This window comes from Cohnella zeiphila (assembly GCF_014212055.1).
Taxonomy (GTDB): Bacteria; Bacillota; Bacilli; order Paenibacillales; family Paenibacillaceae; genus Cohnella; species Cohnella zeiphila.
The window spans coordinates 25,202-43,176 of the sequence record NZ_JACJVO010000003.1 but is presented as its reverse complement, the minus strand read 5'-3'; the positions used below and the strand labels follow the sequence as shown (position 1 = coordinate 43,176).

13 protein-coding genes are annotated in these 17,975 nt (G+C 60.5%); 2 read left to right on the top strand and 11 right to left on the bottom strand.

The features are described from left to right. Positions 1-382 precede the first annotated feature (382 nt). The 9 genes from H7C18_RS02775 to H7C18_RS02735 form a co-directional block, all read right to left on the bottom strand. Positions 383-1,285, bottom strand: coding sequence for an ABC transporter permease (locus H7C18_RS02775; protein ID WP_337912780.1), 903 nt, complete (start codon positions 1,283-1,285; stop codon positions 383-385). A 127-nt stretch (positions 1,286-1,412) separates the two neighbouring features. Beyond that, positions 1,413-3,146 (bottom strand): cache domain-containing sensor histidine kinase, encoded by a 1,734-nt coding sequence (locus H7C18_RS02770; protein WP_185127482.1) that lies wholly within the window; start codon positions 3,144-3,146, stop codon positions 1,413-1,415. 16 nt (positions 3,147-3,162) lie between these two features. Continuing rightward, entirely contained in the window at positions 3,163-4,698 is a 1,536-nt protein-coding gene (locus tag H7C18_RS02765) for a response regulator (protein WP_185127481.1), read from the bottom strand. Positions 4,699-4,769: 71 nt separating this feature from the next. After that, the gene (locus H7C18_RS02760) at positions 4,770-6,461 is read right to left on the bottom strand and encodes an extracellular solute-binding protein (protein WP_185127480.1); all 1,692 of its coding nucleotides are present in this window, start codon (positions 6,459-6,461) and stop codon (positions 4,770-4,772) included. A 45-nt stretch (positions 6,462-6,506) separates the two neighbouring features. Further along, the gene (locus tag H7C18_RS02755) at positions 6,507-7,403 is read right to left on the bottom strand and encodes a carbohydrate ABC transporter permease (RefSeq protein WP_185127479.1); all 897 of its coding nucleotides are present in this window, start codon (positions 7,401-7,403) and stop codon (positions 6,507-6,509) included. Positions 7,404-7,437: 34 nt separating this feature from the next. Then, positions 7,438-8,343, bottom strand: a complete 906-nt coding sequence (locus tag H7C18_RS02750; RefSeq protein WP_185127478.1) for an ABC transporter permease — start codon at positions 8,341-8,343, stop codon at positions 7,438-7,440. A gap of 203 nt (positions 8,344-8,546) precedes the next feature. Continuing rightward, positions 8,547-9,719, bottom strand: coding sequence for a right-handed parallel beta-helix repeat-containing protein (locus H7C18_RS02745; protein WP_202886915.1), 1,173 nt, complete (start codon positions 9,717-9,719; stop codon positions 8,547-8,549). 293 nt (positions 9,720-10,012) lie between these two features. Next, a complete protein-coding gene (locus tag H7C18_RS02740; protein WP_337912775.1) occupies positions 10,013-11,680 on the bottom strand; it encodes a DUF4091 domain-containing protein in 1,668 nt (555 codons plus the stop codon). 145 nt (positions 11,681-11,825) lie between these two features. Then, entirely contained in the window at positions 11,826-12,731 is a 906-nt protein-coding gene (locus H7C18_RS02735; RefSeq protein WP_185127477.1) for a helix-turn-helix domain-containing protein, read from the bottom strand. Between the two features lie 103 nt (positions 12,732-12,834). On the opposite strand from H7C18_RS02735, the gene H7C18_RS02730 reads away from it, so the two are divergent. Then, the gene (locus H7C18_RS02730) at positions 12,835-14,775 is read left to right on the top strand and encodes a glycoside hydrolase 5 family protein (protein WP_185127476.1); all 1,941 of its coding nucleotides are present in this window, start codon (positions 12,835-12,837) and stop codon (positions 14,773-14,775) included. 145 nt (positions 14,776-14,920) lie between these two features. Here the strand turns inward: H7C18_RS02730 and H7C18_RS02725 are convergent, their stop codons facing one another. Further along, positions 14,921-16,450, bottom strand: coding sequence for a glycoside hydrolase family 31 protein (locus tag H7C18_RS02725; protein ID WP_185127475.1), 1,530 nt, complete (start codon positions 16,448-16,450; stop codon positions 14,921-14,923). 114 nt (positions 16,451-16,564) lie between these two features. On the opposite strand from H7C18_RS02725, the gene H7C18_RS02720 reads away from it, so the two are divergent. Beyond that, complete coding sequence (locus H7C18_RS02720) at positions 16,565-17,434, top strand: helix-turn-helix transcriptional regulator (RefSeq protein ID WP_185127474.1); 870 nt, start codon at positions 16,565-16,567, stop codon at positions 17,432-17,434. A gap of 63 nt (positions 17,435-17,497) precedes the next feature. On the opposite strand, the gene H7C18_RS02715 is transcribed toward H7C18_RS02720, so the two are convergent. Further along, complete coding sequence (locus H7C18_RS02715; protein WP_185127473.1) at positions 17,498-17,911, bottom strand: MerR family transcriptional regulator; 414 nt, start codon at positions 17,909-17,911, stop codon at positions 17,498-17,500. Positions 17,912-17,975: the final 64 nt, after the last annotated feature.

Sequence of the window (17,975 nt, the reverse complement as noted above, 5' to 3'; positions counted from 1 at the left end):
GCAGGGCGACGATATCGCCGCCGGACTCTATGCCCGTGATATTATCGTCAAGCCTCGCCTTCAAACACAGCCGTTTTCTCAAAAGCCTGCATTTGTGCAGTTTTTTGGGGGCATGAGTGGCCTTTAGGAGCAAAAACCTGCGATTATGCATCTTTTTCCCGCTTCAAACTGGCAATTCGGTCGTTCGACCATCCAAAACCTGCACTTTTGCAGGTTTTATCGCCATATCGCCACTCTCGCAAGTCAAAAGCTGCATTTTTGCAGGTTTTTTGTGACTTACTCATCGGAAAAGGCCCGTTGGCTAATGTGCGGCGTGGAAGACGGGAAGACGTTAGCGGTACGCCGTGTCGTTAAGCCATCCTGACAGAAATGGACCAAGCCTTTAAAACGCCTTGAAGCCGCCGAGCCTTCGGGCCGCTTGGTTCACTCCGAGAACGAGCAGGATGCTGACCGCCGATTTGAAGACGCTGATGGCCACCCCGTAGGAGTAGTCGCCGATGCTGAAGGAATAGTCCAGCGCGTACAGGTCGAGCACTTGCGAGTAATCGATGTTCAGTCCGTTCCCGAGCAGGAACTGGGATTCGTAGCCGGTGTTGATCAGGTTCCCGGTCGCGAGGATCAGCAGCAGAACGGCCGTCGGCATGAGGCCGGGGACGGAAATGTGCCACATTTTCTGGAGCCTTCCCGCTCCGTCCACCTCCGCCGCCTCGTACATTTCGGCGTTGAGGCCCGCGATGACGGCCAGATAAATGATCGTGCTCCAGCCCAACTCTTTCCATAGACCCGCCAGCGTGTGAATGGCCCAGAACCACGACCCTTTGGACATGAACATGATCGGTTCGTGGACGATCCCCAGCCGCATCAGCACTTCGTTGACGATGCCGCCGTCCGGCGACAGGCTGCCCAGCACGATATTCGCCATGACGACCCAGGAGACGAAGTGCGGGATGTAGGTGATCGTCTGCACCGTACGCTTGAAGAAACGCAGGCGCACCTCGTTGAGCAGCAACGCCAATCCGATCGCGCCGACGAAATCGGTGGCGAGGCTCATGCCGCTCATGACCAGCGTGTTGCGCAGCACGAGGTAAAATCGGTCGTCCCGGAACAGATCCGCGAAGTGGTTGAACCCGCTGAACGGACTGCCGGTAATGCCGTGGCTGAGCGAATAATTCTGGAAGGCCATGATCCAGCCCCACAGCGGCACGTAGCTGAACAGGACGAGAACGGCCATGAATGGAATGGACATGATCAGCAGTTGGTATTGGGCTCGCAGCTTGCGGTACACTCGGATTCCTCCCCCCTCATGTATCCATTATGCTGCGAGCCGCCGAGGGACGAAACGGGGCGGAATATAGAAGATGACCGTTGCAATTATGGAACGGCGAGCGGAATTTAGAAGATGACCGTCGCCATTATGGAACGGCGGCCGGAATCAGGATGCGCACGCCGGTGCCGATGCCCGGCCGGCTCGCGATCGTCACGCCGTACTCGTCTCCGAACTGCAGCTTGATGCGTTCGTCTACGTTGCGGATCCCGTAGCCGGGACGCACCTCGCCTTCCCCCATGATCTGGGAGAGCGTCTCGGGCGCGATGCCGGCGCCGTCGTCGATGACGCGGAAGACGATCCGCTCTCCCTCTCTCCGGACGGCGATTCGGATATTCAGGCGGCCCCGGAACAGAGCATGCTCGAACGCGTTCTCGACGAACGGCTGCAGGATGAGCTTGATCGTCTTGCGGCCGAGCGCCGACGGGTCCAGGTCGTAGCTGACCGAGAACCGGTCGCCGTGGCGAATGCGCTGGATGTCGATGTAGGCTTTGATCTGCTCGATCTCCCGGTCGATGGCGATGATGTCCTTGCCCTCGTTCAGCGTAAGCCGGTAGAACTTCGCCAGCCCGAGCGCCATGTCGTGAATATCCTCGTTCCGGTTCAGCTTCGCCATCTTGGTGATCGAAGAGAGCGCGTTGTACAGCAGATGCGGGTTGATCTGCGATTGCAGCACCCGCAGCTCCGCTTCCTTCTTCTCCAGGCCGGCCACGTACACTTTGCGGATGAGGTCGTCGATATTCTCCGCCATCTCGTTCAGCGCCGATGCGATATAGCCGAATTCGTCCTGCCCGGAGTAGCGGAAGCGGCGCGACCATTCGCCGTCCTTGAGCACGCCGAGGAAGGACACGATCTTGCGGATCCGCTTGGAGAAGTAGCCGGATACGGCGTAATTGATCAGCAGCAGAAGCAGCAGACAGCCGAAGCAGGCGAGAATGGTCACGTTGCGGACGTAGACGCTTTCCTTGCGCAGCTCGGCATAGGGGATTTTGACAGCCAGCTTCCAATCCGTGCCGGGGATGGGACTCTCCATCGTATAGTAGGCGCCTTCCGGCTCCGTCCAGCGGAAGACCGGCTGCCGGTTCGGATCGCTGCCGTACAGAATCCGGCCCTCGGCATCCTTCACGAACAAATAGCCCTGCACCCCGAACTTTCGGAGCAGAAGCGACTGGAAGACGTCCTTCATCTCCGCGCGGATGCGCAACAAGCCGATCGGTTCATGGCTGTTCAGGTCGGTCAACGGCCGGAGCAGCGAGACGCTGTGCTCGGCCGCGTCTTCTCCGACCTGCCTCCACGAGGGATTGTAAGTCGCCAGCGCGCTCTGAACGCCGGAATACCATTCGGACTGCCGCAAACGGCTGAAATGGTACACCTCGTAAATTTTGCCCCGGTCCAGCGGCTTCGTCTTGCTATGGTCGTAATACAGCTCGGGAAACTTCTCGTTTCGGAGATACAGCTCCAGCGCCGCGTTGCCCGGAGCGATCTTCATCACCGCGTCCAGCTTCGGAAACACCGTCATCGTCGCCGCCTGCTGCATGTCCCAGCCCGCCTCGCTCAGGCGAAGCGCCTGCTGGATCGATTCGTCGAAAAAAATCTGGTCGGACATCCGGCCGATCGCATCCAGCTGATATCCGATATTGTCGACCATCTGGCTGGCCGTGCCGGCGATGTACTGGTCGGTTCTTTGGCGCACCGCGTCCAGGGAGAAGCGATAAGCCAACGTGCCGAGCACGACGACAGGCAGCAGCACGACAAGCGAATACGTGAGGAACAGCTTGTATTGAAAAGTCATCCGGTTGCCGTATGTCCGGTTCCGCTGCATCCGTCCCCCGCCTCCGTCAGCTTTGTTTGCGGTAGTCGCCCGGGCTGAGCCCGTAGACCTGCTTGAACTGCACGCTGAAATGGGCGATCTTCTTGAATCCGACCTGATGGGCCACCTCAAACACTCTCAGCTTCGGGTCCCCGAGCAGCTCCTTCGCTTTCTCGATCCGAAGCCGGGTGACGTAATCGGTAAATTTTTCGCCCGTCTCCTCTTTGAACAGGTGGCCGAAATAGTTCGGAGAGAAGGCGAACCGGTCCGCCACGTCCCGCAGCGTCAGCCGATCCGCGAGCCGGCCGCGCACGAACGCTTCCACTTCCTCGATCAGCCTTCTTCCCTTCTTCGTCTTGCGCTCCTGCAGCAGCTCGGACACTTCGAGCATCCGGCGGCGGAACCACATCCGCATCTCGTCCAGCGTCTCCAGCCGGGCCAGCTCGTCGAACGACTGCCAGTCGGCTTCCGGCAGCTCGAGCAGCCCGACGTTCAACGTGCCCAGATGCGCGTCCATCTTGGACAGCACGAACATGGCGAAATGGTTCGCTTTGATTTTGCCGTTCAACAAGGCGGCATAGCGGAACAGCGCTTCGACGCCGTCCTCGATGCGCGGCAGATCGTAGCCGGCGGCCGCGACGAACAGCTGCTCGAACAAGCCGTCCAAATCCGCGGCGTTCGTCCGGTGCTCGTGCCGGCGGGCCGGCGCCGTCTCAATCGTGCGGTTCTTGCCGTAGAACAGCTTGCAGGACAGCGCTTCGCTCGCCTGCCGGTACGATTCGCGCACATCGCCGCCCGCGCCCGGCCGGCCGATTCCGACCGTGATCGTGAACGGCTCGCGGGCGCCCACCGCCGTGACCAGCTCCTCCATGCGGGCCGCGCCTTCCGGCTTGTCCAGGATGACGGCGACTCGATGGTCGCCGAGCGGACAAGCGAGCGGGTACCCGGCTTCCCCGCACATCCGGACGATCAGCCGGACCGCTTCCCCGATCCGGCCATGATAGGGATGCTCCGGATCGGCATGGATCCGCCACGGATCGTCGATCTCGGCGATGCCGACCGCCGGGGCTCGCGCGCCCAGAGCAAGGCCGTATTCGCGCAGCGCCCCCTCGAACGCCTCCGCCTCTCTCTCGCCTTCCAGCCATTCCCGGACGGCATCCGCGACCAGCATCGGCTTGCGCTTCCGCTCCTTGTCCAGGTCGGCGCGCACCCGCTCCAGCGCGGACACCAGCTCGCGGTTATCGTAGGGCTTCGTCACGTAACCGCTTGCATGAATGGCGATCGCCTGCTTGGCATAATGGAAATCCTCGTAGGCGCTGACGAACAGAAACCGCGCGCCCGGATGGAAGCTCGCGAGCCGCTCCGCCAGCTCCAGCCCGGTCATCGCCGGCATCTTGATGTCCGACACGAGAAGGTCCACCGGACGGCCTTCGGCCAGATCCAGCGCATCGTATGCGTTGGAGGCGGTGCCGCATACGGCCATGCCCAAGCTCTCCCACGGAATGAGCCGAACGAGGCCTTCAAGGTCCATCCGGTCGTCGTCGACAAGCAGCACTTGATACATGCGCATCCCCCTCCGATAGCAGAAAAAGACAACGGGTATATAGCCGAGTATATACCCTTGTCTTCCCGCTTCTATGAATTTCCGTTTATTTTCTGCAAGTTTTCGTGCCATTTGTCGTTTTTGAACCGGACGTACTTGTCGAAGCCGAATTTGTTCGAGTCGGCGTCGGCCTTCTCCATGATCGAGACCACTTCCGCGTCATCCTTCGCGTAGATCGCCTTGGCGAACGTCTGCTTGAAAAACTCGATCATCTGCGTCGAGGCAATGCCCGCCGGCGAATTCGGATCCGGGTCGCTGTTCACGAACGGGTCTACGTTCATCGACGTTTTCCAGAGCACGTCCTGCTGGCTGCGCACGAGCCAGCTCTGCTGGTCGGCGGGCTTCAGCTCCTCCTGCGCCGTCTTGATCCGGTCGACCAACGCCGAGTTGCCGAACAGGTCCGTCCATTGGCCGGGATGGATCTTCTCCAGCGCGTCGGGCGAGATCGTCTTCGAGTACTCGTTCGGAATCGGAACCCCGTCCGGCGTCAGATCGTCCCACAACAGTCCCTTCGGGCCGAAGAACGTCACCGTCTGTCCTTCCTGCGAGACGAGCCAGTCGTAAAAGGCGAAAATCCGCTCCGGGTCCTTCGCTTTTTGGGTAATGACGATTGCGTTCCAGCCGAGCGAGTTCCAGTTGCCCGGCCAGATCTTGTTCGGATCGAGCCCTTCCTTGTGCAGCGGCCAGATCACTTTATAGTCGAACGTCGGGTCCTTGGCCTTCAGCAGCCGAAGCGCCTGCTCGCCGTCCGGTCCGGCGCTGCCGGTCGCGTAGACGGCCACCCGGCCGGCATTCACCTTTTCCAAGTATTGATCGTTTGTCTGGGTAAACGCGTCCTGCGTAATGAGCTTCTCCCGGAACAGACGCGCCGCGAACTGCCATGCTTCCTTCAGAGCCGGGTCCTCCAACACCGGCTTCAGCTGGTCCCCGTCCGGATAGACGAACATCGAGTCGTTCGCATAAAACGAAGGATGGTCTTCGGCCATGCCCGCATAGATCAGCGTATCGATGCCGTCGCCCTGGAAGCCGACCTCCAGCGGCACGACGTCCGGATACTTCTCTTTGACGAGCTTCAGATACGCCTCCAGGTCGTCGAACGTCTCCAGCTTCGGCGAGCCGAGCGCCGTGTAGATCTTCATGTTCACGACCCAGCCCGCGTTGTTCGTCGGCTTCGTGGCGAACCAGTTCGGCAGCATGTAGATATGGCCGTCCTTGGCGCGCAGCAAGCCCAGCGTCTTCTCGCCGATCGCCGCCTTGGCGTTCGGGTATTTGTCCAGATACGAGTCCAACGCGACCAATTGGCCGTTCTCGACGAAGCGCGGCACGTCCTTGCGTTCGAGAATGATGACGTCGGGCAAGCTGCCCGACACTTCCATCGTGTTCAGCTTCGTGGCCGCCGCCCCGCCGGAGGAGATCGGCTCGATCGTCACCTTCTTGTTGTCCTGGATCCACTTGGAGATCGGATCGTCGCCCCACGCTTGCATCGTCCACCAATCGTAATTCGGATAGATCGTGTACTTGAGCGGCTCGGCGTCGGCGGATGCCGATGGACTGCCGGAGGCCGAAGAGGAAGCCGACGAAGAAGGCGATGCGGACGGAGAAGCGGGCGCCGTGCCGGACGAGGACGGAGACGCATTCCCGCCGGAGTTCGAGCCGGAGCAGCCGGAGGCGCCGACGATCAGGGTCAAGCCGAACAGAATCGAGAACCATTTGCGCTTGTTCATTCGTGAAATTCAACCCCCCACGGAAGATTCCATATGCGAACGCAGTTACCCTTTGAGGGAACCGACGAGAACGCCTTTGACGAAATGCCTCTGCACGAACGGATAAACGGCGATGATCGGAAGGGTCGTCACCATCATCGTCGCCATGGTCAGCGACTTCGTGGTGACGGTCCGGGCTTGAAAAATTTTGTCCAGAAAGTTCGACCCGCCCTGCGACCGGAGCTGCTCCGTGACCGTGTTGGCGTTCATGATCTCCTGAAGCAGCGATTGGATCGGAACGAGCTTCGGATTGTTGATGAACAGCGTGGCGGTAAACCAGTCGTTCCATAGATTGACCGCTACGAAAAGAGACAGCGAAGCGATGACGGGGCCGGACAGCGGCAGCACGATCCGGAAAAACGTCCCGAAGTGGCCGCAGCCGTCGATCTTCGCCGATTCCTCCAGTCCCGCAGGCATCTCTTTGAAGAAGGTCCGGAAGATGATCATATTCCAGATGCTGATCGCGCCGGGCACGATCAGCACCCAGAACGTATTCATCATGCCAAGCCCGTGAATGAGCAGGAAGTAAGGAATCAAACCGCCGTTAAAGTAGAGCGTGACGATACAGAAAATCATGTAATATTTGCGGCCGGCGAGCTCCGTTTTCGACATTCCGTACGAGAAGACCGCGGTCGCCAGGATCGACAGCGCCGTACCCGCGACCGTCCTCGCGACCGAGACGACGAACGCCTGAGCGATCCGATGATCCCGCAGCACGACTTCGTAATTTTCCCAGGTGAACGCCCTCGGCCAGAACGTAATTCCGCCCAGCGACGTATCCGAGCCCAGGTTGAAAGAGATGACGAGCGAATTCCAGAACGGATACAGCGTCAAGAAAGCAAGCAGCGTGAGCAGCACGTAGATGACGACCTGCACCGTGCGTTCCGTTCGGCTTAACCGCATGACCGATTCCCACTCCTCTCCGGGTGATCCGCCGTTACCATAGACTGTGTCCGAAGCGGCGGGCCGTCCGGTTGGCGACGACAAGCAGGATGACGTTGACGACCGCCTGGAACAGGCCGGCTGCCGTAGCGTAGGAGTAGCGCTGGGCTTCCTTGAGCCCCATCCGGTACACGTAGGTGTCGATCACGTTCGCGACGCTGCCGAGCACCGGATTTTTGCCGAGCAGCAGCAAATCTTCGAATCCCGCGTTGAGGATGCTGCCGATCGCCAGAATCAGGAAGATGACAATGACCGGGGAGATGCACGGAATCGTGATCGCGAACATCTGCCGCAGCCGGCTGGCTCCGTCCATCGAAGCCGACTCGTACAGGGCGGGATCGACGCCGGCGATGGCCGCCAGGTAGACGATCGCGGCGAAGCCGATTTCTTTCCAGACGCCGACGGAGACGATGATCGCCCAGAAGTATTCGGGGATCGACAGCCAGTTCACCGGATCCCCGATCGCATGCAGCTTCTGCAGCAAAATGTTGAGGCTGCCGTTGTCCACCGAGAGCAGCGAAGTGACGAACGTGGCCACGATGACCCAGGACATAAAATGCGGCAGGTAGGTCACGGTCTGGACGAACCGCTTGAACGCCATGCTGCGGATCTCGTTCAGCAGCAGCGCCAGGACGATCGGCGCGGGAAACGCGGTGACGAACTTCAGCAGGCTGATCGCGACCGTGTTGCGCATGAGCTGCCAGAACTCCGGCGCGTTGAAGAACAGCTTAAAGTTGTCCAGCCCCACCCACGGACTGTGGAACACTCCTTTGAACAAGTTGTACTGCTGAAACGAGAGGACGATCCCCCACATCGGCACGTAGCTGAAAAGAAGAACGAAGAGGAGCGCCGGGACGACCATCAGCTGCAAATCCCACTGCTTGAGCCATCTAGCTTTCATAGGAACCTCCGGGAGATGTTTCGCGGGCGCCGGCGGCGGCGGCTTCCGGCGCCCGATTCGGTTGCGAGGCGGCGGCGGGAGTCGGGTCCTCCCAGTATCGCCGGAAAGGGTCTGTCAAGCGGTCAAGCGCCGAGGCCGGGGCTTCAGGCCAGCCCTCCTGTCGCGCACATCGGAGGCCGCTGCCCGTTGCCGGCTAAGGCTGGTCAGTTGCCGGCAGCGGCCGTTGCGTTGGAGCCGAGCGTCTTGGCCGTGCCGACGTCCGTCACCAGGTTGTCGGTCGACAGCACGAGCAGCGTTCTCGCCGACGAAGACCCTGCGTAGTACAGGCCGATATCCTTGGCTGAAGCTTGCCCGCGGACCGAGTTGCCGTTGACGTTGACGACGCCCTTGCCGTCGTAGTTCACCGCCGTCAGGCCGATGAAGCGGAACGTGGAGCCCGCGTTGCCGGTCGTTCCAAGCCGGAACACCCGGTTGTTCGCGATCGTAGAAGCGACGTCGGCCTGCACGGTGCCCTGAATGCCGTAATACGTGCCGGAAGCGGACCCTTCGCCGAAGCCTTCGATGTAGTTGTCGGAGATCGACGTTCCGTACATCCGATTTGCGTAGATCGCGTTTTGCGGGACGCCGTAAATGTGGTTGCGCTCGACGTACCAGCCGGCGGCATTGTCCATATGGATGCCGTCGACGCCGGACTCGGCGATCCAGTTATCGGTCAGCTGCCAGTCGGTGACGGAGTTGCCCGAATCCTCGATGAATACGCCGTATTGGCCGGAATCCTCGATGAAGTTCCCGACGATCTGCCCGTTCACCTGCGTATTCGTGATCTCGGTTCCGTTGGCGCTCTGGTTCGTGACGCGGATGCCGTTGCCCTTCATTCCGGTAACATACACGTCCTTGACGACGCTCTCCCACGAGCGCAGGATGATGCCGGACGTCGCGGCCGTCGTATTGTTCGCCTTGTTGCCGTCGATCGTGAGCTGGCGGACGGACACCGGCGTATCGGTCTGGGTCGTGTTGTTCACGAAGCCTTCCGACACGAGAATGCCGACCAGGTTGGCGTTGTTCGCCTGCTTGAGCACCGTGCCGGTGCGGCTCTCGCCGCGGTACGACCGGTCCGGCTTCAATTTGATGACCTGGTTGATGAGGCAGGTTCCCTTGAAGACAATCTCGTCGCCGACGTTGCTGCCGCCGATGGCGGCGTTGATCGTGGCGGCGTCCGTGCTCGCGTTGGCGCATGCGATTTGCACCTGGCTGGCGTGCGCCCGCTCGGGACCGAACATCGTAAACGAAGCGATGAGCGATGCGACGAGCGTTGCTCCGAGCAAGCGGTTTTTCAGGGAAATACGTTTTGCGTTCGCGTTCCAAGCCATGTTCATCATCGACACTCTCCTTTTCTAAAATAGACTTTCAGAAATGATTGCCGAACCGCTTGCATAGACCCGTTTCCAGCGATACTGGCGGTCCCCGAAACCGCCGGCGTGCGATGATGCCGAATTCATCCTCATTATAAAAGCCGGTCCGCGGCCCAAGTAAGTCCCGAATCCAACGAAACGCACCCGCGATCAACGACGTTGTCGGATTCGCCCGAAACAGGAGGACGGCAGGACGGCGCCGGCCGAGCGGCAAGCCCCCGATTCCGCGACGGAACGGGGGCTTCAATCGTGAATGCCTATTGTTTCGGCGCAACCCATTGAAGCAGCCCGCGGTTCAGCCGTTCGCGGAACGACAGGAACCACTCGTCGTCGCGAGGATAATCCGCGAAGGTGATCGGCTGCTCCAGCCCATCTTCGAGCAGCGCGACGGCCGCCTCTTTGCCGGCGAAGCTCTCGTACAGTTGAAGCGCCCGCAGATCCTGCAGCGCCTCGCGCAGCGTCTCCAGACGGATCGAGCCGACGGGATGCCCGTCTTCACCCGGGTACACCAGATGCGAGTCTCCCGAAGGAAACCCCATGCCGGCGTCCGTCACCCGGTACGGATCGATCGGCCGGGTCGCGTACCGGGTGTACCAGAAGTTGTAGCCCCAATGCGCGAAGCCTGCCAGCCCGAACTTGTACAGCTGAAGCCCGATGACCCGGCCGCGGCGCGAAGGCATGCTGAACATGCGGTTCGCCACCTTCCGCTGCTGGGCGTTGCAGTAGTACGTCCACAAATCCGGAACCTCGTTGTCCAGGAACGGGCCGATGTGGTCGCTGGAGGGGATCGGGCGCTCGACCAGTCCGGTCTCGTAGAATTGATAGTCCGACAGCGCGTCCATGATCGGATAGCCTTCGAGATGGCGGGCGATGATCTCCTTGGCCTGACGGTATGCCTCGAAATCGTGCGGCTCCGGTTCGTCAGAGACGTGGAAGATCGACCGCCGCTCCAAGCCGTTCTCCCGGATGAAGCGGTTCAGCTCGGGAAGGAACCGGTCCAGGAAGGTGCGATATTCCTCTCCCGTCGCATCGGTCTCCCAGCCGAAAATGCGCTTCTCCACCCCATTCTCTTTGGCGATGATTTTGGGCGCATGCTTGGCCCCCCACTGCGTGAACAAGTGGGAAAATTCGAAGCGACTCGCGCCGCACCGGTTGCAAAGGTCGACCCAGCGCTGCAGCTTGTCGAAGCCGAAGCGGTAACCGTCGCCGGCCTTCTCGATGTCCACGAGCTGCACCGTCGGCCGCTCCCCGCCGATCGCGGTATCGAGCGGCGGCGTCACGATCGGCGTCAGAAACGTGTTGATGCCGTACCGGACGGCCTCCCTTACGTAATTCTCCAGCAGCTCCCAGTGCCGTTCGCTGAACACGGGCACGCGGTAGTAAGTGGCCAAACAGTCGAAATGAAGCCATTCGTAATGCAGCAGCTTCTGCTCCGGCAGCAATGCGGGGATGACTTCCAGCTCGAACGCGGCGTCCCCCAACGCTTCACCTTCTTCCGAGAAGAAGCCGATCCGGATCGGATAAACGCCCGCAGGCAGCGGCCGCTCCCCGGGATCGACCGTCACCCAGACAGACCGCCATTGGTTCGGCGGCGCATGGAGCCCGTCGATCCCGTCCAAGGGGAGCAGCGGATCCGGATACAATCCCGGCGCCGTCCGCAGAATGTCGTCGTCGTGATCGTCGCGCGCGGGGAAATCCGAAGGCACAAGGCCCACGCTCCGAAGCGAGATCCGATCGGCCACGGGGGAATCCGCCTCGGCGCGGATGCCTCTTCTGAGCCATTCCGACCGGTACGCGACTTGAAATGAAAAAGCTTCGTTGCCGAGCGATGTGCCGCGTGCATAAGCTTGCGCCGCCAGCTCCTCGTCTGCAAACACTTTGACCAGCGAATGCAGGCAGCGGGTTCGAAAATCGGTCGATGCCACGGAGATTCACCTGTCCTTCTTTGTGGGGTTTTGTCGCAGAAAAAAACGCCGCTGGCTTCATTCTCGGGCGCCGCGGCGGCTTTGGTCAACGGTTGTAACTATAGGGAGTGGCCCGCGAAAGTACAGATCGCGAGGCGACGGAGGGTTATTTCAGCACCATTTTGCGGTATTGAAGAGGGGTCATTCCGCGGATGCGGCGGAAATGCTTGATGAAGTAGCTGGAGTCGTTAAAGCCTGTCTCAAGCGCGATCTGCGTGATGCTGAGAGCCGGGTCGAGCAGCAGCCGTTCCGCTTTGCGAACGCGCACGAATTGCAGGTACGAGGAAAAAGGAGCGCGCGTCATTCGTTTGAAGCTGGCGGCGAAATGGCTGTAACTCATCAAGCTGAGGCGCGCCATCCGGGATGCCGTGAGCGGCTCGTGGCTGTGCTCGTCGATATAAGCGAGCGTCTCCCGGAGCCGGAGACGGTCCTTCTCTTGTCCGGACGCGGATTCGTCGCCGGCCATCCCCAGCTCCGGCATGGCGCGGACGAGGCGGGCGAGCAGCCGATAGATGGCCGAGGTCACGGTCAGTTCGAATGCAGATTGCTTGCGCTTGTATTCCATGAGCAGCTCCTCCGTCTGCCGGGGAAGGTCGCCAAGTCCGCATGCCCGGAGGAGATTCGCATGGAAGTGAATGGAGGCGTCGGCCGAATACGGGAGCATGTATTTGACGTTCGTAAACAAGGCGGGCATCGGCGACAGCAAGTCGGGCTCCAGGCTGATGACGCGATGCCGGGAAATCTGGCCGGGAGCGACCGTAACGGCATGCACGCAGCAAGGCGCGATGAGGATCAGATCCCCTTCCTCCGCCCGGATCGTCCGGGATCCCGCGAGCACGTCCGCCGTTCCCTCGGCGAAGTAAAGCATCTCCATGTGGTAGTGCCAATGGGAACCGACCTCGTAACCTAGCGATCCGGCGTCGACCTCCGCCGCGTAGAACGGATATTCGAAGCCGCCCGCCCGGTTTTTGTTGTTCTCGAAATAAGGCTGTACGCTTCCCGTCTCGAACACGGACGACACCCCCGCCATAGATTCGTTATACTTTTTCGCACCCCCATTATAGCCTCCCCTTGCGGTTTCGGATAGGGTGAAGAAGAACAAGGAGGCGGGGAAAATGAAAACGAATTCGTTGTGGCCCGGTCAGGACTCGTTCTTCGTCGGGTGCAATTATTGGGCTTCTCATGCCGGAACGGCGATGTGGTCGGATTGGCGGCCGGACGTGGTCGAACGGGACTTGCAACTGCTGTCGGAGCAGGGCTTGGAAGTGCTGCGGGTCTTTCCGCTGTGGCCGGATTTCCAGCCGATCGCGACCTTGTACGGCGGGCACGGCCATGAGATGGATATCCGTCTGGGAGAGCGCCGGCTTCCGGATGACGAGATGGGGCGCGCCGGGCTATCTCAAGAGGCGATGGGCAAGTTCCGGGAGTTCGCGGATATCGCTCGCCGGCAAGGGCTGCAGCTGATCGTCGGTCTCGTCACCGGCTGGATGAGCGGGAGGCTTTTCGTGCCGCCGGCCCTTCAGGGCCGCAACGTGCTGACGGACCCCCAGGCGATCCAGTGGCAGGTGCGGTTCGTGAACGGCTTCGTCCGCGCGACGAAGGATCACCCCGCCATCGTCGCCTGGGATCTCGGCAACGAGTGCAACGCGATGGGACCGGTTCGCTCCAGCTCGGAGGCGTTCGTATGGACTTCGGCTCTGTCGGGCGCGATCAAGTCCGCGGACCCCGGAAGGCCGCTCATCTCCGGCATGCACGGCTTGTCGCCGACGGGGAATTGGCGGATGCAGGATCAAGGGGAGCTTACGGATATTTTGACGACCCATCCTTACCCCTATTGGACGCCTTATGCCGATTACGATCCGATCACGACGATCCGCCCCCAGCTTCACGCGACGGCGGAGAACTTGTATTACGGGCAAATCGGAGGAAAACCGTGCTTCGCGGAAGAGATCGGCACGATGGGACCGATGGTGTCCGGGGAGGCGGAAGCCGCCGCGTTCCTTCGCGGGAGCATGCTCAGCCTATGGGCGCACGGATGCCACGGGCTGCTGTGGTGGTGCGCGTTCGACCAGATGCAGCTTCCCCATGCGCCTTACGATTCGAATGCGTGCGAAGGAGAGCTCGGACTCGTGACCGAGCAAGGACGGGCCAAGCCGACGCTTCGCGAGATGGATCGGCTGCGCCGCGTATTCGCGGGCCTGCCGACGCTGCCTCCCCGCCGGACGGAAGCGGTCTGCATCGTAGGCTCGTCGCAGGAGCATTGGCCCGTCGCTTTCGGCTCATTCATGCTGGCCAAGCAGGCGGGGTTCGATCTGATCTATCGCTTCGAGGATCAGCCGCTGCCGGACGCGAAGCTGTACATGCTTCCCTGCGTCAGCGGCACGAGGGGAATTCCCAAGCTCCGGTGGCTGGAGTTGCTGGAGCGAGTGAGCGGCGGAGCGGATCTTTACGTGTCCGTCGACGACGGGTACCTGCTGGAGTTCGAGCGGGCGACGGGGCTGGAAGTCAGGGGACGCGGCCGACGCTCGGGGGAGACCGTCGTGACAATGCTTGCGGGGGAAAGCGAATGCGCCGCCGGCGGTTTTCCGGTAGCCGAAGCCTCGTTCAAGCTCGAGGTGCGGGCCGTCCGCGCCCGGGTTCTGGCAACGGAAAAGGACGGGAATCCGGTGTTTACGGTGGCGAATTTCGGGCAAGGGCGCATCTTCTTCCTCTCGGTGCCGCTCGAGCTCGAGCTGATCCGCCGTCCGGAAGCTTGCTATCGGCCGGATGCCTTCCCTTATTGGACGGTTTATGAGGCGTTCGCCGAACGTGCCCTATCCGAACGGGCGATTCGCGTGAAGCACCCTCTCGTCGGGATGACCGAGCACGACCGGGACCGGAGCTCCCGTCTCGCCGTCCTGGTGAATCATGCGGAGAGCGAGACGGTCCTGGATCTGCGGCTGGCAGACGCTTGGACGTTCGAAGAGTGCCTGTACGGCGAAGTGCTGCCCGGTGCGGTTCCAAGATGCACGCTGGCGCCGAGCGACGGTGCCGTCGTTCTGCTGCGCAAACGTTAAATAGGTTGCGCCCGGGCTTGGCGAACTTATTTGACATTACGAATAGCAAAGCCTGCTATCGATAGGGAATGATCGTTGCTAAAAGATAAGGGATTGTCCTTACGGTTGATAACCGTTGGACAATCCCTTTGCTTTAAGTCCCGCTTTAGATCGGTAACTTGCGATAGTAAGGAAGCCTTCCGAGCGGCACGTCGATCTCCCGAATCGCCGGTCCGGCCACGACGCTGCCGTCGTCCCCCTCCCAAGTACCCGCAGGGAATGCCACCTTGCGGGCTCTCGCCCCTTTCTCGACGACCGGGGCGACGAGCAGCGAGCCGCCCAGCATGAATTGATCCTGAACGGTCTCCAAGCCTTCCTCCGGGAATTCGTAAGCCATGTGGCGAAGGATCGGCTCTCCGGAGACGGTTGCCTGTCTCGCCAGCTCCACGATCTCCGATCCGATTCGGGCATGCAGCCGGGCCGCTTCCACGCAATAGCGCAGGTGCTCCTCGTTCAGCACCCGCCATGGCGCGGCGGAGAACTGCATCATGGGGAACAGGGCCGAGCACTGGGCGTAACGAACGAACAGCTCCGCATCCAAGCGGCCGGTCGCGAAGCTCGAGTATTCCCCGCCGCCGATCATATCGGGACACGTATACGCGTAGCCGAGCAGTCCTTGCGCCAATCCGTCCGGAATGACGGAGTCGAGACCGTTGCCCTGCCATTCGTGCCTCTTATCCTTCAGCCTCTGGACGAGAGGCTGTCCGGCGAGCTTCCAGCAGGCGCGATATTCGTTCAGCCGATATTTCAGCCCGACCTTGGCCCACGCCTCGCAGTGCCCGTTGCGGGTCGCCGGCGCATGGCTTCGATCGTCTGGTTCGTAGAACTCGAGGTCGCCGGCGTCCAGCTTGAAGCCGTCAATGCCGTACTCGGCCTGCAGGGCGTCCAGCTGCCCGTGAATCCACTCGACGGCCTTCGGGTTGGTGCAGTCCAGAACGGCGCTGTGTCCGTTCCACCATTTGCGAATCGCCGTCTTGCCCTCGCGATCCTGAAGGAGCAGCCCTTCCGGCTCCAGCTTGCGGAAAGCCATGGAATCCGGACTGATAAAAGGGCAGACCCAGAGCATGACCTGGAAGCCCATCGCATGAAGCTCCTCGACCATCCGCTTCGGGTCGGGGAAGCGCCCCGAATGGAAGCGCCAGTTGCCGTAAGGCTCGTGCCAATTGTCGTCGATCATGATGACGCCCGGCGGCATCCCGTGGGCCAGCACGCGCTTGGCGTACGCCAAAACCTTCTCCTGCGTAGGCTCGTAGAGAAGCTCGATCCAAAGATTGTATTGGGGAGCCGAGAACAGCAGCTCTTCCGGCAGAATCGGCACCGGCGGAAAAAACGTGCGGGATACGTAACGAAACGCCTCGCGCAGCGTCCCATGGCCTTCGCCGAAAACCAAATCTCCCCCCTCGCCGCTCACCGTCAGAACGCCGTCTTCGAAGCGAAAGGAAAACGGCTCCTCGCACCAAACATAACGTCCCTTGCTCGAGAGGAGCAAAGGACAGGCCTGATTGTTTTCATTGCTTGCCGCCAGGTCCGCTCCGAACGGCGACAGGCCGTAAGGCATGCTTTTCCCGTCCGCGGCGCGCCCTCCCCACCAATACTCCCCGGGCAGCAGGCGGATCTCCCTGTTGTGCTTAGTCATTCGCTAACACTCCTTTGTCTACCTCGATCTTACCGTTCGGGAGAGGGGAGGACAATCTTAAAGTTGTGCCCTATACTATAATAAAATTGACTTTTCTCAATAGGAGAACCCGATATGCTCAAGCCCGCGGCCTACGCCTTTCGCAACGACGACCGATCGATCCTGACGCTCGACTCCATCGGCTGGCAGGCGATCGTCAGCCCCGAGTACAGCTTCGCCGGCGACGATCGCCCGGATGTCGGCCATGTCATCTTTCAATATACGCTGAGCGGACAAGGGTATATCGAGGTTGACCAGCACAGCTTCGCCCTTCCGCCGGGCACGGGGTTTCTGGCCAAGGTTCCGAGCCGGCACCGTTACTATTACGCGGGATCGGAACAGCCGTGGGAGATCATCTGGCTGAATCTGAGGGGACACGAAGCGAACCGGATCTGGGACCTCGTAACGGAACGGGAAGGCCCCGTCATTCGCCGGGGAGCGGACTCCCCTTTAATCGCTCATTTCTGGGAGCTGCTGCGGATGATCGCCGAAGAGAAGGTGACCGACAAGTACCGGCTGTCCGGCCTGGTGTATGAATGGATGTTGACCTTGGTGCAATCGAGCCGCGAGGTCGGCAAGGAGATGAGCGCCAGCTCCAGCTCGATCCTGGATAAGGCCAAGAAGTATTTGAAGGAGCATTACGCCTCGCCCCTTACGCTGGACGCGATCGCGAAGCAGACCGGCGTCAACAAGCACTACTTGTGCCGGCTGTTCCAGAAGTCGGAGCGTACCTCGCCCCTGGCCTATCTGCGTGACCGGAGGGTGGAAGCCGCCCTCGCCCTGCTGCGAGCGACGGATCTGCCCGTTCACGAGGTCGGCAAGCGATGCGGCTTCGACAGTCCAAGCTACTTCGGCAAAGTCTTTCGCGAATACATGGCGATGACGCCGAAGGATTATCGGGCCAAAAAGCTGGAGTTTCCTTACGACGCCGTGTATTATGAGTGATCCCGATGCTCCGAAAAAGAGGTGCGAACGGGAACGAACGGAAAGCTTCAGCAGACTGGATACTCAAACGGAGGAGCCGGCATGCCAAGTCTTTAGCATCTCCTGAGCTGTTTGCGGATCGTCCATGAGCAGAGTCCGATACTCCAGCATCTTGTTTAGGGTGTCCAACATTTGGTCATATTCTTCCTTCTTGCTTTCGATCTCCTTTTTCTTGGCCTGAATCCAATCTATAATCTGCTGGTTGGTGCGCGCATTGGCGTCGTGTTCCTGCAGAACTTCCTTCAGCTCGGCCAACGAACAGCCGATGGATTGGAACTTCTTGATAAGCTTCAACCGCTCGACAGCCTCTTCCGAATAGTTGCGGTAATTGTTGCTTTCTCGCCGGACATGCCGATCGTCCAGCAAGCCCTCCTTTTCATAAAAGCGGATCGTATGGATCGTTAATCCCATCTTGTCCGCCAGCTCCTGAATTTTCATCATTATTTCTCCTTTGGACCGCTTGCCATAAAGTTCACTTCATAGTTTATGCTTAACCTGTTCA

Excerpts from the sequence above, each read along its gene's own strand:
- H7C18_RS02770 (WP_185127482.1), bottom strand. The coding sequence starts at position 3,146 with ATGCAGCGGAACCGGACATACGGCAACCGGATGACTTTTCAATACAAG.
- H7C18_RS02765 (WP_185127481.1), bottom strand. The coding sequence starts at position 4,698 with ATGTATCAAGTGCTGCTTGTCGACGACGACCGGATGGACCTTGAAGGC.
- H7C18_RS02760 (WP_185127480.1), bottom strand. The coding sequence starts at position 6,461 with ATGAACAAGCGCAAATGGTTCTCGATTCTGTTCGGCTTGACCCTGATC.
- H7C18_RS02755 (WP_185127479.1), bottom strand. The coding sequence starts at position 7,403 with ATGCGGTTAAGCCGAACGGAACGCACGGTGCAGGTCGTCATCTACGTG.
- H7C18_RS02750 (WP_185127478.1), bottom strand. The coding sequence starts at position 8,343 with ATGAAAGCTAGATGGCTCAAGCAGTGGGATTTGCAGCTGATGGTCGTC.
- H7C18_RS02745 (WP_202886915.1), bottom strand. The coding sequence starts at position 9,719 with ATGAACATGGCTTGGAACGCGAACGCAAAACGTATTTCCCTGAAAAAC.
- H7C18_RS02730 (WP_185127476.1), top strand. The coding sequence starts at position 12,835 with ATGAAAACGAATTCGTTGTGGCCCGGTCAGGACTCGTTCTTCGTCGGG.
- H7C18_RS02725 (WP_185127475.1), bottom strand. The coding sequence starts at position 16,450 with ATGACTAAGCACAACAGGGAGATCCGCCTGCTGCCCGGGGAGTATTGG.
- H7C18_RS02720 (WP_185127474.1), top strand. The coding sequence starts at position 16,565 with ATGCTCAAGCCCGCGGCCTACGCCTTTCGCAACGACGACCGATCGATC.
- H7C18_RS02715 (WP_185127473.1), bottom strand. The coding sequence starts at position 17,911 with ATGAAAATTCAGGAGCTGGCGGACAAGATGGGATTAACGATCCATACG.